Consider the following 25,675-nt stretch of genomic DNA (forward strand, 5'->3'; position numbering starts at 1 on the left):
GCCCCACGGAAAGCGTCCGCCGGTAGTGATGAGATCGTGAGATATCTTACTTTTCTTTTAAAAAAGGCTGTTGAGAATACTTTCTCAACAGCCTGGCGGCCTCTTTTCAGAGGCCGTTTTTTTAAATCGAACGGTTTGGGAGCCGCCAGCCATAATACACTGAGCACAGTCTCAAGGCAACGACAAGAGCGACGACTGCAAGCAGTTCCACTGGTCCTGTCAGCCAGCCCAAACCCACAGTAATACCCGGAAGCAGCGTCCACGCAATATAAATTTCCTTCTGTAAAAACAAAGGCTTTCTGCCTGCAAGCATATCGCGGATCATCCCGCCCCCTGTTCCTGTAAGGGCAGCTGCCGCAATACATGCACTGAGAGGATGCCCCATGGAATAAGCGTAGAGGGCTCCCTGGACTGAAAAAGCCCCCAGTCCAATCGCATCAAAAAAGACGCCGCGGCGGAGCAACGTCCAGCGCACAATCCGCGGGAACACAAAAGCTATTGTCATAACAACAAACGCGACGGTAAACAGAGCCCCTTGATCCCAAAGTTCGGCAACCGGCACGCCAATCAGCAGGTTTCTCACTGCCCCTCCTCCAAATGCCGTAATAAAACCCAGTATATAAACACCCATTAAATCATAGCGTTCTTCCATCGCTACCAGAACACCGCTCAAGGCAAAAGCGATTGTACCAATGACATTTAATAATTCCCACACATTTATTCCCTTCTTTCACTGCCATCCAATTAAAATACTAATCAATTTTAGAGTACGCGGTTAAAATGATCAAGTGATAGTTTACGTCCTCCTGTAAATGGGAATTGAAAAATACAGTTAAATGATATAAGGAGTGTTGAACCAATGAAAGAATACACAGTAAGACCTAATAAAGATGCAGACGCATGGTTTTTAAAAATTGAAGATGTGGCGCCAGAGCAGGACTTCGATAAGAAAAATGACGCCATAGAGGCAGGCGAAAAAGTGGCACAGGAAAATAAACCAAGCCGCCTGGTCATTTATAACCACTTAAATGAAGTTGAAGACGAAAAGAATTTTAAATAGTTACTGAAAAATGACCGCTCTGGGCGGTCATTTTTTTCTTTGCCTTTCGCCGGAATCTGTCAGTCTTTTCGCAGTACTGCCACTAAAGCCGGAGAGTCTTCTGTGAATGTGGTTTTATTGAAACTGCCGTACACCTTAAAACCGTTGAAAGGCGACGCTTCAACTAACGATTTAAAATCTTCTTCCTTTAAAGGCAAAAGAGACGTCTCACTGCGGTACACCTTCTGCCCGCCGTTTTTCTCAACCATCAGTTTCATTTGAAAGAGGAACTCCTGAGCATTCCAGTCGTAAAACCTCTCAAAAATAATTCCTTTTTCCTTATTTCTTATCACGGGCAGCTGACAGATTTCCCGGGCAAAAATCCTGTCATAATTAACTGTTTGCAGGATAAAAACACCGCCTTTATTTAATCTCTCATAGACTCCTTTAAGTACATTCACCATTTCAGTCCGGCTTTCTATATGGACAAACGAGTTTCCTATACAATAAATCCCTTCATAACCTGGGCCCGGCAACTCGCCAAGCTCCTCCATAGCCATTTGTATAACTTTCATTGGAAGGTTATTCCGCTCATTCTTATCCCTCAGTATTTTCACCATGTCTTTGTTCATATCTACCGCTGTTATGTCGTAACTTGCTTCAGCAAGAAGGATAGCCTCTCCTCCGGTGCCGGCGGCTAAATCCAGAATGCGTGTGCTCTGTCCGGCTGGTATCTCCTCTTTTATAAGCGAGACTGCTTCTTTTTTCGGTTTGAAAATATCATCATAATAAGTGCTTAATACATCATAAAATTCCATGAGAATTCCCTCCCTCGTCCTTATTTCACCACGTGGCGGGATATTTTGCTGTGAGGCAGGTCACTCCCCCGTTTTACAGCAGGTTTTAAATCCGTTGCCCCTTCCGAAGTCTCTTAACGCAAAAAGCTGAGGTGTGTTACCCCAGCTTTATTTGTTTTCTTTCATTTTAGCTTTTAAAAAATAGAGAATCACATGGGCCGCGAGCCGGCTTGTCATGTCCCTGAAATCGACGGTCGGATCAATTTCTACGACTTCGATCCCTTTCACCTTTGGTTCTGCGCCCAGAAAGGATACCGCATCGAACAAATCAACCGCATCCATCCCGCCCGGTCCAATGGCCGGACACCCCGGGGCCTGAGCCTGGTCAACCACGTCCATGTCGACCGACACATAAATCGCATCCACCCGCTCCCGCATGCGTTCCACCGCTTCAGCAAGTAGACCGGTTACAGGCTTGTCACGGACATCTTTCATTGTATATATGGCAACTCCCTTTTCCTCCGCGTATGCTCTGTACGCTTTACTGTTTGAAAAATTCCTAATGCCTACTTGCACCAGATTTTGACCTTCAATCGTTTCAGTCTCCAGCAGACTGCGAAAAGGAGTGCCATTCGTCGGGCCGCCGTCCTCCAGATTCCTGACATCGTGGTGGGCGTCAAACTGGATCACCCCGACAGACCCTTTATGTTTAGCAAATGCCTGAATACTCGGAAAAGAGACAGAGTTGTCTCCTCCGAGTACGATGGGCAGCCATTGCGGATTACTTTTATACACATGGTCAAAGGCTTCAAATACACGGCGCTGAGACTCCTTAATATCTGTCACATGCATGACAACATCGCCTAAATCACTTATAGTCATCCTACTGAGATCGGTATCGTCTTCAATCGCATACGTACTGAATCCTCCCAGTGCTTTACGGATTGTCCCCGGAGCAAAAGAGGCGCCTGAATGGCTGATAGATGATTTAGATAAAGGGGCGCCGATCAGCCCTGCTCCAGTAATTTCTCCATTGTCTCTGTCTGCCTCTTTAATGATTTCCGCCACTTTTGTTATCTCTGTATCTTTAAAAGGCGTGCCGGCTTTTTTCAAAAAAGGGTAATCAGTCACTAATCTTCCCCCTTTGGTAAACGACCTTGCCATTCTTCAATACGGTATTTACATGATTCACCCCGTAATGATATGGAATGTATTTATAATTTGCCGCATCCCAAATAACGATGTCTGCGTTTCGTCCTTCTTTCAGCTGCCCGGCCTGTTCCGTTCTTCCAATGGCATGAGCCGCGTTGACTGTCACAGCGTTCCAGATTTCTTCAGGAGACATCTTCAGCTGCAGGGCGGCTATTGTCATAATAAGCTGCAGGTTTTCTGTCGGCGAACTGCCCGGATTAAAGTCAGTGGCCAGAGAGACAATGACGCCTTCTTCTATCATTTTCCTTGCTCTTGCATACGTGTGCTTTCCTAAATAAAAGGTCGTCCCCGGGAGAAGGACAGCAACTGTGCGCGACTCAGCCATCTTCCTGATCCCTTCATCGGTTGAGCCTACTAAATGGTCAGCGGAAACAGCTCCGAGTCCTGCGGCCATCTCTGTCCCCCCGAGCGGATCGATTTCATCGGCGTGAATTTTCAGTCCAAACCCGTACTCCTTTGCTTTCCTTAAATACTTTTCTGACTGCTCCACTGTAAATACGCCTGTTTCGGTAAAGATATCAACGAACTCAGCCAGTTTTTCGTCTTTGACTTGCTGAAGCATGCCCGACATCTCTTCTAAAAAAACGTCCGAATTATCTTTATGTGATTTTGGAATAGCGTGAGCTCCTAAGAAAGTGGAAACGAGATCCACAGGGTGCTTATCCTGCAATTTTTTAGTCACATAGAGCTGCTTTAGTTCAGTGTTAACATCAAGGCCGTAGCCGCTTTTAACTTCTGCCGTTGTCGTTCCTAACGAAAGCATCCGGTCGAGGTAAAAAGAAGATTTACGGACAAGCTCCTCTTCTGAAGCGGCCCGTGTCGCTTCTACGGTAGACAGAATCCCTCCGCCCTGTTTCAAAATATCCAGATAGGGCACACCTTGCTGTTTAAGTGCCATTTCATGTTCCCGGGAACCGCCGAAAACTGCATGTGTATGGGGATCAACCAAACCCGGGGTAACAAGTTTTCCCCCGCAGTCAATCGTCTCACTGGCCGTCAGCCCTGCCGCTTCATCAGCCGTGCCTGTAAACGCCACTTTGCCGTCTTTAATGCCTAAAACTGCCCCTTCAATTACTTCTAATGTCTGCATCTCTTTGCCTGCTTTAGGCCCTGAAGAAGCCATCGTTAATAACTGGCCGATATTCGTCACCAGCACATCCATTGTTTCAGCCATATCTATCGTCCTCCCGTTTTATTTGTCATCCATAGGAATGGATACATTCTTCTCTTTTGCGACCTCTTTTGCTTTGTCGTAGCCTGCATCGGCATGACGGATAATCCCCATGCCAGGGTCTGTCGTCAGGACTCTATCCAGCCTCTGGCGGGCTAGATCTGTGCCATCGGCAACCACTACCATGCCTGCATGAAGAGAATAGCCCATCCCGACACCGCCGCCATGGTGGACAGACACCCAGCTTGCACCTGCAGACGTATTTATTAAGGCGTTTAATACCGCCCAGTCGCCGACCGCATCACTTCCGTCAATCATGCCTTCTGTTTCCCTGTTCGGGGAGGCAACTGATCCGCAGTCAAGATGGTCACGGCCGATCACGACCGGTGCTTTCAGTTCACCTTTTCTGACCAGTTCATTCATCGCCAGCCCCATTTTACGGCGGTCTCCGTATCCGAGCCAGCAGATCCTTGATGGCAGTCCCTGAAAGGCTACTTTTTCCTGTGCCATATCAATCCAGCGGCACAATGCCTTGTTTTCAGGAAACAGCTCTTTAATTAATCTGTCAGTCCGGTATATATCTTCAGGGTCGCCAGATAACGCCACCCAGCGGAAAGGCCCTTTCCCTTCGCAGAAGAGCGGGCGAATGTAGGCCGGCACGAACCCTGGAAATTCAAACGCTTCTTTCAGCCCTTCATCTTTTGCTTCCTGCCTGATGTTATTTCCGTAATCAAACACGACGGCTCCCCGCTTTTTAAACTGGAGCATCGCTTCCACATGTTTTTTCATACTGGCCTTTGCAAGTGTTGTATACCGGGATGGATCATCCTCACGCAGTTTGCCTGCTTCTTCTACAGAGAGACCTTCAGGTACATACCCGTTTAAAGGGTCGTGAGCAGAGGTCTGGTCTGTGACGATATCTATCGGATAGTTTTTTAAGAGGAGCTCATGGTGGACTTCTGCCGCATTGCCAACCAGTCCGATCGACAACGCCTCTCCTGCCTTTTTGGCCTCAGCGGCCCATGCCATAGCTTGGTCCAGTGAATGCGTCATTTTGTCACAATACTTTGTTTCAAGACGCTTTTTAATCCTGTTCTCATCTACATCAACCGCTATCATTACCCCGTCATTCATCGTTACCGCAAGCGGCTGTGCCCCGCCCATTCCGCCAAGGCCGGCTGTCAGCGTAATAGTCCCTTTCAGACTTCCTCCAAAATGCTGGCGGGCTAATTCTGCAAACGTCTCATATGTGCCCTGTAAAATCCCCTGTGTTCCGATGTAAATCCAGCTTCCAGCCGTCATTTGCCCGTACATCATCAATCCTTCTTTTTCAAGCTTATTAAAGTGATCCCATGTCGCCCATTTTGGCACAAGAACAGAATTAGACAGCAGGACCCGTGGGGCCTGTTCATGAGTACGGAATTTCCCCACCGGCTTGCCGGACTGGATAAGCAGCGTTTCATCTGCTTCTAAAGCTTTTAAACTCCTCACTATTGCATCAAATGACTCCCAGTTTCTTGCTGCTTTGCCTATCCCGCCATAAACAACGAGATCTTCAGGTTTTTCTGCCACTTCAGGGTCAAGGTTGTTATGAAGCATCCGGAGAACGGCTTCCTGTTCCCAGCCTTTACACTCTATTTCAGTTCCTCGTTTTGCATGGAGAACACGTTTTCCCGTTGAATTCATCTGTTTTCTCTCCTTTATTAAATTTGTTTAATTCTCCCCGGCTCGAACACCATCTTTTCCTCTTTCAGCCAGGATGACATAGCTTCTATATCCTTTGAAAAGACCCTGTCTTTCCGGATGGAAGGGACGATTTTTCTTCCATCATCAAAAAATTTTTTCGTGAGGATAGCCATCTTGTCTGTTCCTCTGTATTCGACGGCCTGCATTGAACAGATGGCTTCAATAGCCAGTACACGCCTCGTATTTTCAACGACCTGGTAAGCATGCCTTGACGCAATCGTCCCCATACTCACATGGTCTTCCTGGTTTGCGGACGAAGGAATAGAATCCACGCTCGCAGGATGGGCCAATGTTTTATTTTCGGACACTAGAGACGCGGCAGCATATTGCATAATCATCGCTCCAGACTGCAATCCCGGCTCCGGACTTAAAAACGGCGGCAGATCGTTTAACTGCGGATTGACAAGCCGTTCAATCCGTCTTTCAGATATATTGGCAAGCTCCGCCACCGCAATTGCCATAAAATCCATAGCAAGTGCAATCGGCTGCCCGTGGAAGTTTCCGCCTGAAATCACTTTTTCCCCGTTATCAAAGATCAACGGATTGTCTGTCGCCGCGTTCATTTCTATTTCGAGCTTCTCTTTTACATAATTGAGAGTCTGCCATGTTGCTCCATGTACTTGGGGAATACAGCGAAGCGAATAAGCATCCTGGACTCTTACTTCTCCTTGATTTGTTATGAGCCTGCTGCCTTCCAGATAACCGCGCATTCTTGCCGCCACATCCATTTGTTCCTCATAACCTCTTGCTTTATGGATGTCTTTATCGTACGCATCCCTTATCCCTTGCAACCCTTCCATTGTTACTGAAGCAATCAGCTCGGCCTGAAAGGCAAGTGTTTCCGCCTCCATATAACCGACGACTCCCATAGCCGTCATGGCCTGTGTGCCATTAATTAAAGCCAGCCCTTCCTTTGCAGTAAGCCGGATCGGGAAGACTTCTTCTTTAGTAAGAACATCCAGCGCAGGCAGCCTCTCGCCTTTGTAAAATACTTCGCCTTCACCTAACAACACTAAGGCCAGATGAGATAAAGGAGCCAAGTCTCCACTCGCCCCCAGAGAGCCTTTTTCAGGTATAACCGGGTGAATCTCTTTATTAACAAGGTCAATCAGCCGTTCAATGACAACAGGCCGAACACCGGAGTATCCTTTTAACAATGCATTGGCTCTCAGCAGCACCATCGCTCTCGACACCAGTTCGGGAAAGGGGGCTCCTATACCGCACGCATGTGAATGAACGAGATTCAACTGAAGCTCTTCTGTATCATTTTTATTTATAAAAACATCGCTGAACTTGCCAAATCCTGTTGTAATTCCGTAGACCGTTTTCCCTTCGCGTACAATCTTCTCCACGGCCCGTCTGCTCTGCCTCACTTTTTTCATGCTTTCTTCAGAGGCTGCTACTTGTTCTTTTTTATAAAGAATCCTTTTCATCTGGGTAAAATCAAGCGTTTCTCCTGTCAGTGTGATCATTATTCCGCCTCCTCGCTTCCTTGCTCTAATGTACAAAAGTACACAAAAAGGGGGCTGCATCAAAAAACGTTGACGTTTTTTTGATACAGCCCCCTGAACTCTGCTAATTACTATAGGCTGTTTCTATATATGATTTATGCCCAAACCAATTGTCTCGTGTTCTGCCCCTTTCATAGGGGCTCCGATCGTGCCGTAAAGAGAGACTGCAATCCATTCCCCTTCTTCACTGCTGTCATAAGGCTCACCGCGAACAATAGCAAAACTTAAACCGACTGTACGAAGAACTGAGCCGAGCTGCACCTGTCCTCTCGTCACCCCATGCAAAGCTTCGATAATCGCATGATAAAGGGCATGCCCTTCCCTGTATACACCGGTTTTAACAATTTCATTTTTCCTCGCTGCTGTTTCGATCGCAGCAACTACTTTACTTGCTTCCATTGAGCCTACTTTGCCGGTACACGTCGTCCAGCCCAGCTCTTTAACAATTTCTAACGTTCTTTCCTTATCGTCATCAAGCAGCATCATCACTGCCAGACGCCCTATCCTTCTCTCTTTATTTAATGACATTCAACCCCATCTCTTTCCTGCCTTCTAATAGCTAATATCTGAAAGGTCTCACTTACTTTTATTGTAAGCGCTTACCGGAAAGGAGTCAATTATCATTTGCTGGTTCATTTAGATCCAGCCTTCCGGGCATATGTGCATTTTTAAAATATAAGGTGACTTTCATGCCCTTAACAGAATAAAGATAACTATAGCCCTGATAAAAGCTATAGTTATCAGTGAATGGGGATATTATAAGATGTCAAGCTTGGCAATCAGGGCTATAAGAAGCTGTAATAGAACCTGAATATTTACGGCTGCCTGAGTGTCCGTCGTCTTCACGTCCACATTTCTTGAGTTTTCAATGACTGTTTTCTGGAAAGACAGCTGCTTTGTTTTAGCTGTCTGCAACAGATCCTGAGTCACCTTTTCGGCTTTACTGCTGTCTGCAATAGAGATATGAATAATTAGTGCTATTGCCGCCTGCAGCGCTGCCTGAAGAGAAACAGCTGCTTTTGTATCTGTGGTTGAAACTGTGATGTCACAGGAATCTTTGACAAAAATATAATCTTCAGAGACCTGTAATGTTTTATTAACCTGGTCCCCGCTTTGAGTGTCATCATCCTTCATAGGATGGCATCGCTCAGGATCAAGCGCAGACCACTTAACTGACTTGTCATTTCCTGAATAATGAATTTCCTGATTCATTTTTTATATTCCTCCTTTCTGTTTACTTCAATGTATTCGTTTTATTTCCATCTGATTGGACAAACTGACTAAGTCAGGTTACTCAATTTTGATTTAAGGTAAATATTTTTTAATATTTCTGGGATCGTTTTTACTCCTTCTTATTATTCTGCTTTTTCTTTTTGGTTCTGGCTGGTGAACAGGTTCTGATGATACAGAAGGTCTGCTCCCGGTTTTTTCTGTGTTCCCTTCTGTTACTTTTTGTCTGCTGTTTTCCAGAAATGCGTTTGCCTCTTCCGTTAACTGATCTACTACTTCTCTCAATTTTTTCCTGTCTTTTACAGAAAGATCTGCACCTTCATCAATTTCATGTTTAGCAAAAACCCGGTCAACCATGAGTTCAAGCAATTTTTCCTGAGATTTGTTCATTTTTATCATCCTTTTTTAATCTTTTAATATTACACTATGTCCAAAGTGATTTACTGTGTTATGGAGGATGCGGATTTTTCCATTATTAAAGGTAAGGAACCATTTTTTTCAGCGGATAAGACGTCGGGGAAATCACAAGATAATGGTGTGGTCATACGAAAGACGACCATCATTTGTAAAAGACTGAGGAGGATGAATATGGGAATCTTAAGCGGAAATCAGCAGAACGAACCATTGCATTACGGTGAAATATTTAGTACATGGACATATTCTCATGCCATGAAGGCGGCCATTGCCACTTATCAGGTTTACGAAAACCATTGCGGTGACGTCGACCTTAAAAAATTTATCCGTGATGTAATCAATACAGCACGTGATGAGGAAACACAAGTTGACCAGGTTCTTAAAGCTAACGGCATCGGACTGCCTCCAAGCCCTCCTGAACGCCCGCAGGCGTCTGTAGAGGAAATTCCTCCAGGAGCGCGTTTTAACGATCCTGAAATTGCGATGCACATTTCAACAGACATGGCTGCCGGGCTTGTATCCTGCAGTCAAGCAATGGCTCAATGTACGCGTGAGGATATTGCCATTATGTTTGGCCAGTTTCACCAGCAGCGTTCTCAGCAAGCTCTTAGACTCCTCAAACTCAACAAGGAAAAAGGCTGGTTAGTACCTCCGCCATTAGAAGTGGAAAGACCACATCAAATGCAAACCACCTGATTTTCCTCCTCCCGTTTCATGCGGGAGGACTTTTTTATAAAAAGTGTACATATTGAGAAAATGCCATTATTTACTGGACATGCCTTCTCTCCGCCTTCACAATGAACAGTAAAGACACTTTAAAGGAGGAACAAACAGATGACTGACCAGTTTAAAGCTTTTTTAGCAAATGGGAACGGTGAGGGAGAGATTGTAAGCCGTACCTTTGACGATCTGCCTCAAGGAGAAGTGACAATCCGGGTACATTATTCCGGTGTAAATTATAAAGACGGCTTAGCCATGAATGCTAAGACAAAAGTCGCTAAAGGCTATCCCCTTGTGCCTGGTATTGACTTAGCGGGTGAAGTCACGGCGTCTGAAGACCCTGCTTTTACTGCGGGCGACCTTGTGATTGTGACAAGTTATGAGCTCGGCGTTGGGCATGATGGAGGGTACAGTGAATATGCCCGTGTGCCTGCTGAATGGGTCGTTCCTCTGCCTGAAGGGCTGACCACAAGGGAAGCTATGATTATCGGTACAGCCGGATTTACTGCTGCCCTGTCTGTCCACAGGCTTGAAGAAAGAGGGCTGACTCCTGAAGACGAACCTGTATTAGTGACAGGTTCAACAGGCGGAGTGGGCAGTATGGCCGTGGCTATGTTAAGCAGGCGGGGCTACTCGGTAACAGCCAGTACCGGAAAAGAAACAGAACATGACTATTTAAAAAAATTAGGTGCAAAAGACATTATCAGCCGGGAAGAAGTAACACCGGAGAAACCACGGCCATTACAGGCACAAAGATGGGCCGCAGCCGTAGACCCGACAGGCGGAAAACCTTTGGCTTCTATTTTAAGTGCCGTTAAACAAGGCGGGGCTGTCGCGGCAAGTGGCCTGACAGCAGGAACAGAACTTCCTGCCACAGTCATGCCGTTTATTTTAAGAGGGGTAGACTTGCTTGGAATTGACTCAGGATTCTGTCCTATGGAAGTTCGAAAAAAAGTCTGGGAAAGAGCAGCCACCGACCTGAAGCCTGATCATCTGAACGAAATTGCCTCAGAAATCAGCTTGGAAGAATTATCAGGAGCTTTGAAAGACATCCTTGAGAATAAGGTAAGAGGACGGGTATTAGTTAAACTTTAACGGATATGCGAAGAGGACAGCCTTTAAAAGGCTATCCTCTTTTTTTCTCCGAATAAAAGCCATAAGACTGTAAAAAAGATCAAGGCTGCTGCCTCCATTCCTAACAGGTACCAAGGGTGAGGGCCGAGAAAGTCCAGAAGACTTGCGCCTGATGGTTTTCTCATAATAAACCAGTAGTTCCCTCCTGTCGCCAGGTTAACTGCATAAATAACCGGCAGAAGCACATTTAAAAAAATTAAGGATTTCCATACACTTTTAAACGTTAAGGAGTATTTTTTCATCCATAAAAAATAAAATGCTGCCCAGATCACCATCATGTGGGTGTAAAAGAAATGCCAGAAACGGAAATGGGGCCAGCCGTAATCCAACACAGGTGTCACAAGCGCCTGAAGCGCCCCGCCGATCCCTGCCATGAACACCAGCTCAAATAAATGCCTGTTTCCCGTCAACAGCAGAACAATAACGAGGAGTACACTGATGTTGCTCAGTTCAAGAGGAAGTGCGTGGCTTACATTCCAGTTGCCAATACTTATAAGCCATCCATGATAGCCTAACTCAAAAAGGACGAGAGAAAGGCCGAGAGCTATCTCTGTTTTCCTGTAAGATGCAAAAAGTTTTGAACGGCCTGCTGCGTATAATGCCGCTGTTATAACGAAAAGAATGACAATCATTATTCCGTGCTGCAGTGAAAACATTGTAAACGGCGCCTCGGCAGCATCTCCGCTAAACCACATAGCTCTAATCCTCCTCTGCTGCTAAATCTGGATGTCGGGCAAAAACTACAGCTCACCGCGCTCCATCATTGCTACCAGCGGAGAATGTTGAGCTGTGAATTGGGAGGCTGCCCTTTCGCTTAAACCCTCCGCTGCCTCATTTGCCTCTTTTATCTTCGCTCGTTCATTCAAAGTGAGAATTTGACGGTCTTTCATTATAAACTTTCCATCGACCATCACATCTGCCACTTCACTTCCATTAGCTGAATAGACAAGGTTAGGTACAATATTTCTAACCGGCTTGCTGATAACAGGAGACATGGCAGGTGATTCGAGGTCGATAAAGACTAAATCCGCTTTTTTCCCTTCTTCAAGAGAGCCGGTTTCATGGCCAAGTCCAATCGCTTGGGCAGCCTCAATTGTTGCCATCCTTAGCGCTTTAGTGGCTGTAAAAACAGCCGGGTCTTTTCTTTTCACTTTATTTAAAATGGCTGCAAACTTCATTTCGTTAAACATATTGTTACAGTTATTTCCCGGAGCCTGGTCTGAGCCGAGAGCAGCAAGGCCTCCTGCTTCAGTAAATTCCAGCACAGGCGGGACGATCCCATCAATAATTCCGATGCTTCCAGAACAATTAACCATAGAAGCACCTGAGGCTGCGACCATTTCAGTCTCCTTTTTTGTAGCTTCTGTTAAGTGAACAGCTAATAAGCGGTCATTTAAAAACCCTTCTTCATGCAGGAAAGGTATCGAACGTTTCCCGTACCTTTTTTCCATCTGTAAAATTTCCCGGTCACCCTGACATACATGCATATGCAGCTTTGTATCGTATTTCTCTGCAAGGCTCTTCGTTTCTTTAAGCAAGTCAAGGCTCATCATATCCGGCCCATGGGGACCGAACAGGCATGTCACTTTTCCATTGGCTGCCCCGTGCCATTTATCCATTAACTTAATATTATTTTGAAGTTTTCTTTCCCCGATCGCAGGGTCAAACGGATAAAGTTCTCCTGCCGGAAGATCACCAATATCTTTGGGAATTTCATTGACCATTTCAGCAACCCTCGCCTTGGCGCCAATCTCAGCATAGTTCTCTGCAAGCTCATTCATATTTGAATCATAATCACAAAATGTAGTGGTACCTGCTTTCACTCCTTCAATGATATTTAGCATAGAACCTTTAAGATGATCGTCATCGGTCACATGCTTCATAAACGGCCAGAGGCCTTCCTCCATCCACCCCGTAATATCCTGCGCTACTCCCCGAAGTATGGCAAGGCCTGTATGAATGTGGGCGTCTATGAGTCCCGGCATAATGAGTTTCCCTTTAGCATCCACTTCTTCTTCAGTCTGGCAAACCTTCATCACTTCTTCGTGTGTGCCTGTTTTTATAATACGATTCCCTTTAACAGCAACTGCCCCGTCTTCTATCATTCCAACTCCCTCGCCTTTCATCGTCAGGACATAAGCATGAGTAAATACGACATCTGCTTTCATTTTATCCTCCTTAAAACTAGTATTATTTTCCTTTAAATTTTCGTTCCACACTACTTTTATTCCTGTTTTTTTGTAAAAATAATGTTCTCACTGCTTTAATCAAGTATAATAAGATTACTAAACAATGAAAAACATGTAACAAAGTTTTACAGGGGGATAACAATGAGAAAAAGGAGTTTGTCTTTAGCCGGCTTACCGATTGTACTCTTATTGCCAGGGTGTGCCGTTGAAGACACAGACCACATAATTGAAAATGCTGTGGCCGCTCAGGAAAATCTGGAGAGTTATTATGCTGAAGTAGTCAGTACTTACTCATTTGAACAAGAGGAAAACACAATAAATTATCAGGAGTGGCATGTGAGGCCTGAAAAACATCGCATGGAAATGGATGACGGCTATATCTATGTATCTAACGGTGAACAGTCCTGGTCATATAATGAAGAGGAAAACACGGTTTCGGTATTTGAGAACTTAGGGGAAATGACAGAGGACCTTCCTGACGAGTCAGATATGATGCGTGAGATGCTGACAGAGATGATGAACTCCAACAAGGTGAAGGCTGAGGGAAAGGAGACGGTTGCTAACCGTCCCACTATCCACCTTTCTTTAAGCCCTAAAGGAAATGAAGCTGCAGAAAAGATGAACGGCCACTATGAGATCTGGATTGATGAAGAAACGTATATGCCTCTAAAAATGGTCTGGGAAGACGAGAACTTTCATTCTGAAACTGTTTATGAGCATATAGAATTCAATATTGATCTGGAAGAAGACTTATTTACTTTTGAAATTCCTGAAGGAGCCGAAATAGAATCTGTCGATCACACACCAGAATCCCTTACTCTTGAAGAGCTTCAGAACGAAACAGAGGACGAGATTCCTGAGCTGACTGAAATTCCTGAAGGCTATGAATTTCAGGACGCCATGCACTTTAAAGATTTCGGTGAAAGCATGATAGAGTATATGAACGATTCAGGAGAATACTTAATTTTATCTGTATCTGAAGAAAAACGCGGGATAGAGGAAGAAAAGGAAGATGAACTGCTGGAAATAGGCCGGTACGTAGGGACCTACTCAGATATGTATGATATGCAGTTTCTTTCCTGGAACACCGGTAAATTCCATCTTGAACTCATCACATCAAGTGAAGAACTATCTAAAGAGGATCTGCTCGGGATCGCGGAAAAAATTGAGTAGCAGAAAAAGGCTTTACTATAAGGCTGCTAATTAAATCATTGTACCGCCCCTCCTTATTTCCGTTAGGAATTTGGTGGGCTTTTATTTTTGGCAAAAAAAATCCCCAGCCGGTAAGGCTGGAGACTGGTATATTTCCATTTATTTTAACTGGTTTAAAGACTCTCTGTTAAATGCTTCAAGGTCATCAGGGGTACGGCTTGTTACGAGGTTGCCGCATACAACAACTTCTTCATCAAACACATTAGCCCCCGCATGGCGTAAATCCATTAATATAGACTTAAAGCCTGTCACTTTTCTGCCGCGAAGGACGTCAGCTGTAATCAGCAGTTGAGGCCCATGACAAATGGCGAATACAGGCTTGTCCTTTAAAATAAAATGCTTTGAAAATTCTACGAAACGATCGTCAGTCCTTAATAGATCCGGTGAAAAGCCTCCTGGGATAAACAGAGCATCGTAATCTGAAGGATCAGCATCTCCAATTCCTACGTCAACTGTCTCTTTCGCTTCACCGTTTTTGCCTTCTACTTCTTTCCCCTGTTCAGGGCCAATCACTGTAACTTCGTGACCTTCACCCTTCAAGGCATCTAATGGGGAAGTATATTCTGAATCCTCAAACATACTTGTCATTACACATGCTACTTTACTCATATCAGACAGTCACCCTTTCTGTAAAATTCATCAATTAATGTATACCCTTAGGTTTTTAACGTAAAACGTTACTGAACTATATTATTACCTTGGCTTACCGCCAGGCTTATAACACAGCAAAACTTTCTCACATATAAAAGAACTGCTTGTCAGCAGCTCTTTTATAACACAGTTATTGGCACATCATCATTTTAATTGAACAGTCAGGATATTTTTGCTTCATATTTTCATAATAATAAATACGGCTTTTTTCGGATTTAAAATTAATTTCCAATAATTGCTCATCATTTTTTTTCTCGTCTAAAGGCTTTTCATTCCCGTGCCGGTCTAACACGATCACTTTATATTTTTTCACGAATGACCCTCCCTTGTATTCTCTTTGTAATATTCTTTTACCCCGCACCTATGAAAATTAATCTCACACTGTGAAGATTTTGTAAAAAATATAATAAAAACTAAGGCTTATAGCCGATAGATCTGGCGAAAAGCCTTAGTTTCTCCCTGTACTTTAATCCTTTAAACGAGATAAATGGGTAAAGATCAGCCTTAATACCAGGCTGGTCTTCAGGAGGGTTTATTGACTGAAGAGGTAACAAATACAAAGTAACCGATATCTTCAGCGAAATTCCAGTCTACAAATGTTTCAATAATCTTCCGGTTTAAAATTTTTTCAAGTTTTTCCTGGTCAATCAATCTTTTTTCCATCGGGCGTTTCGTTAATTTCAGTTCTTCGGTAAAATTATTTTTAATCAGTTCTTTTTCAACATTCACTAATATTCCCGATCTTTTAGTAACGATTGTCCTGTCGTTTAACCAGTAGACTTCTGTTTTTTCGGGCATCTTCTGGCCTCTTTTACTTGCTTCATTTATCTCTTTATAAAATTTTTCCTCCAGAGAAGAAGCCAAGCCGGAAACATTCGGTTCTTTTTCCCCTTCAGGCAGCCAGCCGAATATCATGCCTGACCGGTTTTCAAGGTTCCAGTCGTAATGAAGATCCTTCACATTAATGTCAGCTATCTCTTTCAGTTTAAATATAATATCGTTTAACAGTTCCTCCATTAACAAATCCCGCGTTTCTTCTACCCTTTTTCTTTCACCTTTCTCAAGAAGGACCCGCTCCATGGACGCCAGGAAATCACGTAAATAAATCGTAATAAAGGGAGGTTTGATCGTTACGAAAACAGACGTCGGACCTTTTCCGAACTTGTCCCTGATCAGCCTGCCAATGTAACTTGAGATTTTAGAGTACGTCTGAGAGTTGTTTGTTGGCATAATATCACACCCTTTATTATACTTATCTGTTGTTTTACCTTATTATAACTTAATTTACGGTCTTTAAACAGTCCTTCTGCATCTTCAATCAATCTATAAACTCTGGTTTAACGGCCTTCAAATGACAGTGCCTGCATTCTTCATATCCGTCTTCTGAAATTAATTTTTCAAGGTATCCTGCGTTATGAGTGAATTCCCTTTTTTCTACTTGAGTTTCGTGAAAGCGGCACTTGTCATTAGCGAAAGTTGTTCTGTGAATAAGTTTCTGTTTGTGGTCAATTAAATAATTCATTTCTGCTCCCCTTTCCGAAAATAAAAAAGCCGAAAAGGATGCACGTCACGTGTACATCCTTTTCGGCTTATGTACGGCTCTTTGGTCCGAAGCATTTCCACCTGTCTATTTGTATCTATAGAATATATAATAATATCGAAAAATCTATTCCCGGAAACCCTATTGTTTTCCAAGCAAAGACAATTTTACTATAATAGATAGACAAGTTCAAGCAATTAACAGACTGATAAACTAACAGAAGTATCCCTTATGAAAACAAACTCACAATTAAAGGAGCTGATAAGATGATTAAAGGGCTTGCACATGTCGCCTTGACTGTTGAAGATATGGAAAAATCATTACATTTTTATACCGACATCCTCGGCTTGAAGCACGCGTTTCAAGTAAAAGATGATAAGGGCCAGCCATGGATTGAGTACGTTCAGACCGGTCCCCGCCAGTTTATCGAACTTTTCCACGGTGGAAAAAACAAGCACGAGCCGGTTGACCGGGAAATTGGCGTTCATCACCTATGCCTCCGGGTTGAAGACGTTAACCTTGTCGCGGATGACCTTGAGGCGAAAGGGGTCTCCTTGGATGTAAAACCTAAACGGGGAAAAGGCGGAAACTATCAATGCTGGGTGAGGGACCCGGACGGAAATAAGATAGAATTTCTTCAGCCAGATGCGGATTCTCCACACATGGCTGACTGATTTTATATGATGGCGCCCCCCCTGACGGACGGAAATCACTCTTTTTCTGAAAAAAAAACAGCCGAACAAAATTCGAAAATTTTGTTCGGCTTTCTTTATGATTACTCTTCTTTTCTCCCAGCCTGTTTGATTAATACGGTTCCCACTTAACTTGGCGTGCCTGCTTAAACCTTGCAGCAACATTATCCCAGTCAATGACTTTCCAGAAATTATCCACGTATTCTCCCCGGTTATTTTTATATTGTAAATAATAAGCATGCTCCCAGACATCAAGGCCTAACAGCGGGATCATATCCTGCTGACTCAGCAAATGATGGAATTCTGCCTGCAGAATTTCCAGACGACGGGCTCTCGGTGCCCAGACTAAAAGGGCCCAGCCGACTCCCTGTACTTTATTTGCTGCTTCGCTGAAATGCCTTTTAAAAGCCTCAAAACTTCCAAAATCCTGTGTAATTTGCCTGAGGAGCTGACCAGACGGCTTCCCTCCTCCTGCAGGACTCATATTTTTCCAGAACATCGTATGAAGATAATGACCCGCTCCATGGAAGGCCGCTTCTCTCTCCCAATGCCTGATTAAATCAAAATCATCTGTTTCACGTGCTTTTTTCATTTCCATCTCTGCTTTATTTAACCCGTCTACATAGCTCTGATGGTGCTCCTGATGATGCAATTTCATAATTTCTTCCGCAATTACCGGTTCTAACGCATCGTAGCTATAGGGCAGGGGCGGGAGCCTATGTTCTCCAGGCGGAATTCTTCGATTATTTCCGCCAGTCACTTCAGCTCGGCTGTTGCCGTATAAGGACCGCCAATGTTCGTAAGATTGGGAGAGACGGCTGACTTGCTGTGTGAAAACGTGTTGGAGCTTCTCGTTTTGCTCATCTTCCAGAAGTTTCCCTCTAAATTTTTTTAAAGTTTCCAGCTCCTCCATAACCTTTTCTTTTTCATGTGAAAAAGGATCTTCTGACCGGGTACTCACTCCTTTTTCCAGCCTCGTCATCCATTCATCAACTTCACTAACATATAAATTCCAATTATTATTTACGTCCACTCATTTCACTCCTTCATTTCCTGATAAATTGCCCATCCTTCTTATTCAAAGATATCCTATGAAGGAGCAAAGTTTCGGGTGCCTGCCCTCACCTGCCTTTAAACGTCCACAAAAAAGACCGAAGCCTCAGCTCCGGTCTTTATCTGTAGATGAACGGTCTTTCGTCTTGTCTTTATTTTTGCCTCTCTGCTCTTCCTCTTCGTATTTTATATCTTCGAGAGGAAGTTCATCGATCGGCATCTGTTTCTGATCCCGTTCCATTTGCTTTTCTTTATTGCTCTTAAAAACACTATCTTTTTCATTCTTTTCGTGTTTATCCGGCATGCTGACCCTCCTGTCCATTGTTTCTTTTTAAAGAACAAGAAACACAATCATAATCAACCGGTATCTTTCTTAGTTAGAGCAGGCTTAATAAAAGACTCACTACTACAATTGCACCTATAATCATTAGAATAGTCCGTAACATATTTTCAGCTCCTTCTTAATTGATCATGTTAATTAACCGGTTCCCATTACAGAAAAAAATTAAACAAATCTAATGAATTTCTTTATAATTTAACCTTAATATAGCTTCCCGTGTTTATATAAAAGAAGAAATAATTGCTTTAAAGCCTTTAAATAACACGTATTTCTGATTCCAGGGAGTCTGTCGTTAAAATAATCGGGAAATACTTTTTCACAGCTTTTAGACATCTGATCGTACATTTCAATCAGCACTTCATCTTCTGTATAAAACTTGGTAATCCGGTCCTGCTTCCATTCAAGGTAAGAGACCAATACACCTCCTGCATTAGCAAGAATATCAGGAATAACAACCTTGCCTGCTTCGTGTAAATAACTGTCGGCTTCAGAAGTAATAGGTGCATTGGCTCCTTCCACGAGAATATCCGCTTTTACTTCCTTCATATTTTTCTCTGTTATTTGATCTTCAATAGCCGCTAATATAAATACGTCCATATCAAGTGTAAGGATGTCATCCCTGTTAAGAAGGGCGGCCTCCACTTCTGCCTCCAATAGTTCCTCTTCTGTTGCAGGCAGCTGATGATGCTGCCGATGATAGGCGAGAAGCCTGTCTATATCAAGCCCATTTTTATTATATAAAGTGACAAGATGATCGCTGACCGCCACTACATGGTGGGCGGAATGACGGCAGTGATAAGCCATGTAAGCTGCCACTCCTCCAACATTCCCGAAGCCTTGCACTGCAAGCCGGACCGGCTGCCTGTTTTTATGCTGTTCGTAAATTCGTTTCAGAACATTAAATTGCTTCCTATGGACTCCGTCTTCAAGTTTCAATTCCTCTTCCTGCTGTTTTCCGGCCCATTCATTTACAAGCCATAAATAAGTATGATAAACCCCTTTCCCGGTTGCTTCCCTTCTCCCAAATGCCCCGCCATTCTCAATACTTTTACCTGTAAACGCCCCTAAGTAGTTCTGCCCGGGGTGAATCGTTTTATATTCTCCTATCATCCAGTCCATAACTCTCTCATCAGTCCCCATGTCTGGAGCGGGGATATCCCGTGTCGGGCCTATATCCGGGGCAAACCGCTGGACGTACTTTCTCGATACCATATTTAATTCTCTTGGTGAAAAATCCTTTGGATTTATATCAACTCCGCCTTTTGCTCCTCCATAAGGAAGGCCGTGGAGCGCATTTTTCAAGGTCATTAGAACAGCCAGGTTTTCTACTTCTTCTTCATTTACCCCTTGGCTGAACCGGATCCCTCCTTTATAAAATCCGGCAATGTTATTATGCTGGATTCTGTAAGCAGGAATTCTTACAATTTCCCGATTATCCTTAGGGACTCTTATATAACTTTTAATTATTTTATCTGTCGTGGTGAGAACTTCTTTTCCTGAATCAAAGACTTTTTGGCGGCTTTTCCCTTTTTCCTCAGTGAGAAATTCTTCCTCTTTATACAGCTGATCCATTATGGCTTCAATTTTATTCTGGGTATCCTTAATGGACATAGACTCATTCCTTTCTATATATTAGTAAGCGCTATCATTTCTTTTTTCCGCGTTTACAGGAAATTTAAACCAGACAATTAAGCATTTCGGACACTATCAAGGGGCTGGGTAAAAATAAAGACAAAGACGAACAATAATTTTAAGAGATTTTATAAGGTGGGTTACTAAAAGGACAAGCCCCTGGGCAAGCGTACGCATGGCGGACTGAAATCACTTCTTTTCTCAAAAAGAACAGCCGAACAAAATTCGAAAATTTTGTTCGGCTGTCTTTTTGAGTACTATTCTTTTGTCCCAGCATCAGGTATGCTTATAACCTTATCTATTTGGAGAAAACCCCTGGTCCCGGGCCATTGCTCCTGCCACTCTCGGTGCAAGCCAGAGCATTGGCAGCAGAATAAGCGAAACAGGAACAGCCGTAAAGACGATAAAGGACTGAAGGGCCTCGATACTCCCCTCGCCGATAAATAACAATACAGCAGCCACAGCACCCATAATAACGGCCCAAAAGACACGCAGAACACTTGAAGGGTTTCCCCCTCCGGTTACCGCCATAGAAATGGTATAAGACATTGAGTCACTCGTCGTGGCAACAAACACCACCGTTACGAGCAGGAAAGCTGCGGCAAGGGCTGTTCCAAACGGAATTTGCTCAACAATAGCAATCATTGCCGCCGGCATCCCGCCTTCATTCAATGGATCCGAAACAGAACCGGCATTTTTAAGTTCATAAAAGATACCAGAGCCTCCTACTACAGAAAACCAGAAGTTGGTTACAATCGGCGCGATGATAGCAACAGCTGTAACAAGCTCGCGAATCGTCCGTCCTCTGGAGATCCTGCTGATAAAGATAGCCATCATCGGCCCGTAGCCTATAAACCAGCCCCAGAAAAAGATTGTCCAGAAAGACAGCCATTCACCGTCGCCCCGGTACAAGCTGTTTACAAAGAAGTCGCGCATATACAATCCAAATGAGCCAATAAATGAATCGAAAATAAATGCTCCAGGTCCTAATAAGAGTACGAGTACAATGAGTATAAAAGTAAAAATGATATTAAATCTGCTTAAGATTTGAATACCCCTGTGTACCCCGGTCACTGCTGAAATCGATGCAATAGCAATAAGTCCGAATATAATAATCAGCTGAGTCAGAAAAGTATTAGGCACTCCGAAAAGGACGTCCATCCCGTATGCAGCCTGCAAACCTAAGAAACCAATTGGCCCGATCGTTCCTGCAGCAACTGCAATTATTGAGAAAGCATCCACCATCGTACCGAAAACACTTTTCTGCATTATTTTCTCACCGAAGATCGGGTAAAGGAGCGTCCGCGGTTTAAGCGGCATGCCTTTATTAAAGTGTCCGTACATAAGCACAATAGCGCTCAGGGTACCTAAAATTGCCCATGCTAAAAATCCCCAGTCTAAAAACGATTGTGTGAGTGCTGGAACGACCGCTTCTGAAGTCCCCGCGCTTACATCGTCATACATAGGAGGTGTGGTTAAAAAATGGTACATAGGTTCAGCCGCTGCCCAAAACACACCACCTCCCGCAAGCAGTGTACACATAATAATTGAAATCCATTTAAATGTACTCAGTTCCGGCTTGTCCAGGTTACCCAGTTTAACTTTTCCATTTTTAGAAAATGCTATAAATAAAGCAATTAGAAACGTAAGCAGCATTAACACTTGCCAAAAAGCTCCGAAATAATCTGTAGAAAACTGAAATGACGCGTTTACTATGTCCCCTACTAACGTGGCATTTATCACAGAGGTAATGACAAAGACTAGAAGCAGCCCTCCGCTAATGGCCATAACCGGCCAGTCAATTTTATTTTGTGTATCCAAAATTAGCCTCCTAAATAATATATTAATAGTTTAGTTTTAATAGTGTTTTTAGCACACAAGTCGCAATTATAACAGAGTGAATACAAAAAGCAATGGAAGTAACTTGAAGAATGAGGAGGCCTGTAATAATGCACACTTCCAGGTTATTGGGCATAGGGTGGGATAAAAAGGGGGCGATGTGCGATGTATTGGCGTAATAATCATTGGAGGCAAAACTGGACCAGGCAGTATCCGCCGGTAGACCCGTCCTTATTCCACCAGTCCTTACAAACGTATGCTTCTCTTACTGCTCGAGGAAACCTGTTAATTGAACGATTACTTGCATCTCCGGAGAGAATGCAGCAATTAATGGAAGCCGCGCAGGCAGGCCAGGACGACACAGTCAACCGGATCGTTCATGCAGCGGCAGGCACAACAGACATAACCACCTCATACACACCGATGTCTGTTACTTTCAATTTAACTGCGGATACTCCACAACTCTCTCCCTGCTGCCGCATGACCATGAACCTTAGGTGGGGATAAGCAAGGGGCCGCCAATAAAAAAGAAAGCCACCCCTTAAGGGATGACTTTCCAGAATAAGGTTTATTCTTACTGCTCATTTATACCCATAAAGACATCAGTCGAAAACTCAACCATCCATTCATCAGGTTCAGAGAGGGCGACCTCTGTCCCTTCATATTCTCCCAGAAGGTCCCACGATCCAGTCACGAAAATCTCAGCCACAGTCCCTGCTCCAGCCGTGTCTACTTCTACGTTATCTGTATTCCACTTCAGGATCCCGTCTTCTTCCATTGCCGGCTCTACATCAGAGACATCTCCGAATGTCGGGTATCTTTCTTCATCTTCCAGATCTCCTTCTAATTCATATTGGAAGCTGACCTGAACAGCACTAATTTCATCTGTTTCAACACCAGGCGCCTGATAGAGCCCGGATGCCGAACCGGATTCCTCCATTTCCCCTTGTTCAGGCGATTCTATAAACTCCAATCGTTCTGTATCCTGAGCCGTGGAAATGACTTCAAATGCTTCTTCTAATTCATCAAGAGAGACATTTTCCGCTTCTCTGTCCTGTTCGTCTGACATCTCTTCTGCTTCATCAGTCGATACAGTGAGGCCATAGTCGCCAGCAAGTTCGTCAACTTCTTCCGAAGCGGTGCTCTCATCATTGTTTTCATTATTCAGCAGGTTATTATTCTCGCCGTTTTCTCCGCCTTCTCCGTTATTGTCTGTTTCGCAAGCCATTAAAACGAGCGGAACAGTCAACGCTAATCCCGCAGTTTTCATATAAGTTTTCATGTGCAACACCCTTTGTAAGTAATAGTTCTTCACCTATGCTTTAACCCAATAAGCAATCAATTAATCATGTTTTTAATCTCTCATTTACTAATTTGTTAAAAAGGGAAAAGCCCAACAGCTATTAAATCATAACTAAAAACGGCGGTCAATCCGCCGTTTTTCTTCTGCCTTTAAAAGCTTCGCACTTAACCTTGGAACGTATATGACGGGGCACCTTTTACTCCGGGTTTTATTCTGAATATTCCGCCAGCATGAGGCTGTCTGTCCAATTCCTCTTCAGTTAATCCTTCCCTTGCTGTTGTAATATAAAGTTCATCGAGATTTTCTCCTCCAAATGCGCACGAGGTGACATTGCTGGCAGGCATTAGAACTTCAGAAAGACTATCGCCATTATCCGGGTTAAAACGTACAACCTTTCCTCCATGGAAAAAGGCGATCCATAACATGCCTTCTTCATCGATTGTCATTCCGTCAGGACTGCCCATATCTTCCGGTATAGTAATAATCGTGCGTTCTTCATCAATGCTGCCTGTTTCCCCATCGAATTCATAAGATCTGATTTTTTTAGATTTCGTATCAATATAATACATTTTACTTTTTTCAGGATTCCAGGCTAAACCGTTAGAAACAGTGACATCGGAAATCATAAGATTGACTTTTAAGTCATGGTCCAGCCTGTAAAGGTTGGCTTCTCCAGGTTCACCCTCCATTACCATTGTTCCTGCCCAAAACCTTCCTTGAGGATCGCACTTCCCGTCATTAAACCGGGTACCCTTAAGGTGGGCCTCGGGGTCCTCTACAGGTGTTAGTTCTTTAGTCTCCTTACTATACGTATAAAAGCCGCTTTCCATAGCCAGAACCAGTCCGCCATTTTCTCTTGGCACAACTGCTCCGACCTTTTCCCCAACATCCAGACTCTCATTTCCCCCTGTTTCCGGGTCGAACGCATTAACCGTATGACCGTTAATATCTACCCAGAGAAGCTTTTGGGATTTTGCATTCCAGCTTGGACCTTCTGCCAAGGCAGCTTTAGAATCCAAGACTAATTCCGGTTCAAACAATCTAATTCACCTCTTAGTAATAATTTTTATTGTAGTGCTTTTCGCTTTCTTGTTTTGCACAAAAAATAATAGGGTAGCTAAAAGCTGTAGAAAGGAATGATAGTATGTTTTCTACTCTTTTAATTAGTTTCACTCTCCTATTTCTAATAGCAAATGTCTATTATTTTTTCACTAATAAATCCTATAAAAAGAGTTACATGGATTCCGCTCTTTTATTTAAACTTTTTTTAATACTTACGACTCTGACATTCGGTTTTGCCTGCCTTTACTATTTACTGTCTTTAGAACAGCCGATCCTAAGGATAAATGACCCGACAGATGAACTGGTCGATATGACGTTTGGAGACGCCCTGTATTTCAGCGGAGTCACAATGCTTTCTGTCGGTTACGGTGACCTTGTTCCAATTGGAAGTGCCCGTTTTTTCTCACTTATTCAGGCCGCTCTTGGATTACTGCTTCCTGCTTCTTACTTTTTAAAAGCGATGAACAATTCGAATTCGGAAGAGGAGGATGGATAATTCCTCCCTTCCTTAAATGTTAACGGGTATCTTCAATATGAAACTCCTGCTTAATATACTCGATAAAATCAGTCACTTGACTGAAGTTTTTATGGGGACTGTCAGAAAATGTTTCTGCCTGAAAGTAAGGCAGCCACTGAACTCCTATTGTGAACACTCCAGCTTCTATCCCTGCTTGTATATCTGCGTCGCTGTCTCCCGCAAAAAGTGCCTCCTCAGATTTTACGCCTAATTGTTTTAAAGCTGCGTACACCCCTTCAGGAGCCGGTTTTACTGCTTCTACGTCCTCACCTGTGATGAAAACATCGAAGAAATCACTCATATGAAGAAGTTCCATAGAAAGATGCAGGCTTTTGGCGGCCTTTCCTGTCACAATTCCTAATTTCATATTATTCTGTTTTAACAATTTTAATAAATCATCAATGTCTGAGTTTCTCTCTACGTATTCGTCATGCTTTTCTTTATAGACCGAATAATACAAGTCAATGGCTTCCTCTTTATCCGGGTGGCTTAGATTGTCTCTGATAATGTCTGTTTCGGGCGGCCCAAACATATCTTTAATTTCTTCTTCAGAAAGCTCTTTTCCATCAAATTCCTTAAACACGCGGTAAAAAGAGTGAATACATAATGGAAGAGTATTAGCTAAAGTTCCGTCAAAATCAAATATAAATGCTTTCATAACCATCACCTTC

29 protein-coding genes are annotated in these 25,675 nt (G+C 43.6%); 7 read left to right on the plus strand and 22 right to left on the minus strand.

The annotated features are described in order from the left end of the window. Positions 1-121: 121 nt before the first annotated feature. Positions 122-715, minus strand: a complete 594-nt coding sequence (locus BMW59_RS11835; RefSeq protein WP_093052218.1) for a trimeric intracellular cation channel family protein — start codon at positions 713-715, stop codon at positions 122-124. 144 nt (positions 716-859) lie between these two features. Between BMW59_RS11835 and BMW59_RS11840 the strand changes: the two genes are divergently transcribed. Continuing rightward, entirely contained in the window at positions 860-1,060 is a 201-nt protein-coding gene (locus BMW59_RS11840) for a DUF2188 domain-containing protein (protein WP_093052221.1), read from the plus strand. A 59-nt stretch (positions 1,061-1,119) separates the two neighbouring features. Here the strand turns inward: BMW59_RS11840 and BMW59_RS11845 are convergent, their stop codons facing one another. The 8 genes from BMW59_RS11845 to BMW59_RS11880 form a co-directional block, all read right to left on the minus strand. Continuing rightward, entirely contained in the window at positions 1,120-1,857 is a 738-nt protein-coding gene (locus BMW59_RS11845; protein WP_093052223.1) for a class I SAM-dependent methyltransferase, read from the minus strand. Between the two features lie 147 nt (positions 1,858-2,004). After that, on the minus strand, positions 2,005-2,967 hold the full coding sequence (gene hutG / locus BMW59_RS11850; RefSeq protein WP_425441274.1) for a formimidoylglutamase: 963 nt from the start codon (positions 2,965-2,967) through the stop codon (positions 2,005-2,007). Beyond that, a complete protein-coding gene (gene hutI / locus BMW59_RS11855; protein ID WP_093052229.1) occupies positions 2,960-4,222 on the minus strand; it encodes an imidazolonepropionase in 1,263 nt (420 codons plus the stop codon). Before hutI ends, hutG begins: the two co-directional genes overlap by 8 nt. Positions 4,223-4,240: 18 nt before the next feature. Next, a complete protein-coding gene (hutU, locus tag BMW59_RS11860; protein WP_093052232.1) occupies positions 4,241-5,905 on the minus strand; it encodes a urocanate hydratase in 1,665 nt (554 codons plus the stop codon). 17 nt (positions 5,906-5,922) lie between these two features. After that, a complete protein-coding gene (gene hutH / locus BMW59_RS11865) occupies positions 5,923-7,437 on the minus strand; it encodes a histidine ammonia-lyase (RefSeq protein ID WP_093052235.1) in 1,515 nt (504 codons plus the stop codon). Between the two features lie 123 nt (positions 7,438-7,560). Then, positions 7,561-8,004: a histidine utilization transcription antiterminator HutP gene (gene hutP / locus BMW59_RS11870; protein WP_093052239.1), complete on the minus strand. Its 444-nt coding sequence runs from the start codon at positions 8,002-8,004 to the stop codon at positions 7,561-7,563. Positions 8,005-8,232: 228 nt separating this feature from the next. Beyond that, positions 8,233-8,688 carry a spore coat protein gene (locus BMW59_RS11875; protein WP_093052242.1) on the minus strand — a complete coding sequence of 152 codons (456 nt, stop codon included), beginning with the start codon at positions 8,686-8,688 and terminating at the stop codon, positions 8,233-8,235. A 93-nt stretch (positions 8,689-8,781) separates the two neighbouring features. Next, a complete protein-coding gene (locus tag BMW59_RS11880) occupies positions 8,782-9,096 on the minus strand; it encodes a hypothetical protein (RefSeq protein WP_093052245.1) in 315 nt (104 codons plus the stop codon). A 198-nt stretch (positions 9,097-9,294) separates the two neighbouring features. On the opposite strand from BMW59_RS11880, the gene BMW59_RS11885 reads away from it, so the two are divergent. Both BMW59_RS11885 and BMW59_RS11890 read left to right on the plus strand, forming a co-directional pair. After that, positions 9,295-9,816: a DUF3231 family protein gene (locus BMW59_RS11885; protein WP_093052248.1), complete on the plus strand. Its 522-nt coding sequence runs from the start codon at positions 9,295-9,297 to the stop codon at positions 9,814-9,816. A 138-nt stretch (positions 9,817-9,954) separates the two neighbouring features. Next, entirely contained in the window at positions 9,955-10,935 is a 981-nt protein-coding gene (locus tag BMW59_RS11890) for an acrylyl-CoA reductase family protein (protein WP_093052251.1), read from the plus strand. Positions 10,936-10,958: 23 nt separating this feature from the next. Here BMW59_RS11890 and BMW59_RS11895 read toward each other — a convergent pair whose 3' ends face one another. Together BMW59_RS11895 and BMW59_RS11900 are read right to left on the minus strand one after the other, a co-directional pair. Continuing rightward, a complete protein-coding gene (locus tag BMW59_RS11895; RefSeq protein ID WP_093052254.1) occupies positions 10,959-11,669 on the minus strand; it encodes a YwaF family protein in 711 nt (236 codons plus the stop codon). A 45-nt stretch (positions 11,670-11,714) separates the two neighbouring features. After that, complete coding sequence (locus BMW59_RS11900; protein WP_093052257.1) at positions 11,715-13,142, minus strand: amidohydrolase family protein; 1,428 nt, start codon at positions 13,140-13,142, stop codon at positions 11,715-11,717. A gap of 162 nt (positions 13,143-13,304) precedes the next feature. Between BMW59_RS11900 and BMW59_RS11905 the strand changes: the two genes are divergently transcribed. Further along, the gene (locus BMW59_RS11905; protein ID WP_093052260.1) at positions 13,305-14,336 is read left to right on the plus strand and encodes an outer membrane lipoprotein-sorting protein; all 1,032 of its coding nucleotides are present in this window, start codon (positions 13,305-13,307) and stop codon (positions 14,334-14,336) included. Positions 14,337-14,474: 138 nt separating this feature from the next. Here the strand turns inward: BMW59_RS11905 and BMW59_RS11910 are convergent, their stop codons facing one another. From BMW59_RS11910 to BMW59_RS11925, 4 genes are all read right to left on the minus strand, one after another. Next, positions 14,475-14,984: a type 1 glutamine amidotransferase domain-containing protein gene (locus tag BMW59_RS11910; protein WP_093052263.1), complete on the minus strand. Its 510-nt coding sequence runs from the start codon at positions 14,982-14,984 to the stop codon at positions 14,475-14,477. Positions 14,985-15,156: 172 nt separating this feature from the next. Continuing rightward, entirely contained in the window at positions 15,157-15,339 is a 183-nt protein-coding gene (locus BMW59_RS11915) for a hypothetical protein (protein ID WP_093052266.1), read from the minus strand. A gap of 209 nt (positions 15,340-15,548) precedes the next feature. Then, positions 15,549-16,256 carry a Na-translocating system protein MpsC family protein gene (locus BMW59_RS11920; RefSeq protein ID WP_093052269.1) on the minus strand — a complete coding sequence of 236 codons (708 nt, stop codon included), beginning with the start codon at positions 16,254-16,256 and terminating at the stop codon, positions 15,549-15,551. Between the two features lie 88 nt (positions 16,257-16,344). After that, the gene (locus BMW59_RS11925; protein ID WP_093052272.1) at positions 16,345-16,548 is read right to left on the minus strand and encodes a hypothetical protein; all 204 of its coding nucleotides are present in this window, start codon (positions 16,546-16,548) and stop codon (positions 16,345-16,347) included. Positions 16,549-16,832: 284 nt separating this feature from the next. On the opposite strand from BMW59_RS11925, the gene BMW59_RS11930 reads away from it, so the two are divergent. Beyond that, positions 16,833-17,240 carry a VOC family protein gene (locus BMW59_RS11930; RefSeq protein WP_093052274.1) on the plus strand — a complete coding sequence of 136 codons (408 nt, stop codon included), beginning with the start codon at positions 16,833-16,835 and terminating at the stop codon, positions 17,238-17,240. A 130-nt stretch (positions 17,241-17,370) separates the two neighbouring features. Here BMW59_RS11930 and BMW59_RS11935 read toward each other — a convergent pair whose 3' ends face one another. From BMW59_RS11935 to BMW59_RS11950, 4 genes are all read right to left on the minus strand, one after another. After that, positions 17,371-18,291 carry a superoxide dismutase gene (locus BMW59_RS11935; RefSeq protein ID WP_245733086.1) on the minus strand — a complete coding sequence of 307 codons (921 nt, stop codon included), beginning with the start codon at positions 18,289-18,291 and terminating at the stop codon, positions 17,371-17,373. A gap of 126 nt (positions 18,292-18,417) precedes the next feature. After that, complete coding sequence (locus BMW59_RS11940) at positions 18,418-18,615, minus strand: hypothetical protein (protein ID WP_143051234.1); 198 nt, start codon at positions 18,613-18,615, stop codon at positions 18,418-18,420. Between the two features lie 237 nt (positions 18,616-18,852). Beyond that, complete coding sequence (locus BMW59_RS11945; RefSeq protein WP_093052279.1) at positions 18,853-20,262, minus strand: Glu/Leu/Phe/Val family dehydrogenase; 1,410 nt, start codon at positions 20,260-20,262, stop codon at positions 18,853-18,855. A gap of 315 nt (positions 20,263-20,577) precedes the next feature. Then, positions 20,578-22,071, minus strand: coding sequence for a BCCT family transporter (locus tag BMW59_RS11950; RefSeq protein ID WP_093052762.1), 1,494 nt, complete (start codon positions 22,069-22,071; stop codon positions 20,578-20,580). Between the two features lie 216 nt (positions 22,072-22,287). On the opposite strand from BMW59_RS11950, the gene BMW59_RS11955 reads away from it, so the two are divergent. After that, positions 22,288-22,629 carry a YuzC family spore coat inner layer protein gene (locus tag BMW59_RS11955; RefSeq protein WP_093052282.1) on the plus strand — a complete coding sequence of 114 codons (342 nt, stop codon included), beginning with the start codon at positions 22,288-22,290 and terminating at the stop codon, positions 22,627-22,629. Between the two features lie 67 nt (positions 22,630-22,696). Here the strand turns inward: BMW59_RS11955 and BMW59_RS11960 are convergent, their stop codons facing one another. Both BMW59_RS11960 and BMW59_RS11965 read right to left on the minus strand, forming a co-directional pair. Then, positions 22,697-23,404: a hypothetical protein gene (locus BMW59_RS11960; RefSeq protein ID WP_093052285.1), complete on the minus strand. Its 708-nt coding sequence runs from the start codon at positions 23,402-23,404 to the stop codon at positions 22,697-22,699. Positions 23,405-23,589: 185 nt separating this feature from the next. After that, a complete protein-coding gene (locus tag BMW59_RS11965; protein ID WP_093052288.1) occupies positions 23,590-24,465 on the minus strand; it encodes an SMP-30/gluconolactonase/LRE family protein in 876 nt (291 codons plus the stop codon). Between the two features lie 104 nt (positions 24,466-24,569). Between BMW59_RS11965 and BMW59_RS11970 the strand changes: the two genes are divergently transcribed. Next, on the plus strand, positions 24,570-24,983 hold the full coding sequence (locus tag BMW59_RS11970) for a potassium channel family protein (protein WP_093052291.1): 414 nt from the start codon (positions 24,570-24,572) through the stop codon (positions 24,981-24,983). A 19-nt stretch (positions 24,984-25,002) separates the two neighbouring features. Here BMW59_RS11970 and BMW59_RS11975 read toward each other — a convergent pair whose 3' ends face one another. Then, entirely contained in the window at positions 25,003-25,662 is a 660-nt protein-coding gene (locus tag BMW59_RS11975; RefSeq protein WP_093052294.1) for an HAD family hydrolase, read from the minus strand. Between the last annotated feature and the right edge of the window lie 13 nt (positions 25,663-25,675).

Origin of the sequence: Salipaludibacillus aurantiacus (assembly GCF_900111295.1) — a bacterium.
GTDB classification, from domain to species: domain Bacteria; phylum Bacillota; class Bacilli; order Bacillales; family Salisediminibacteriaceae; genus Salipaludibacillus; species Salipaludibacillus aurantiacus.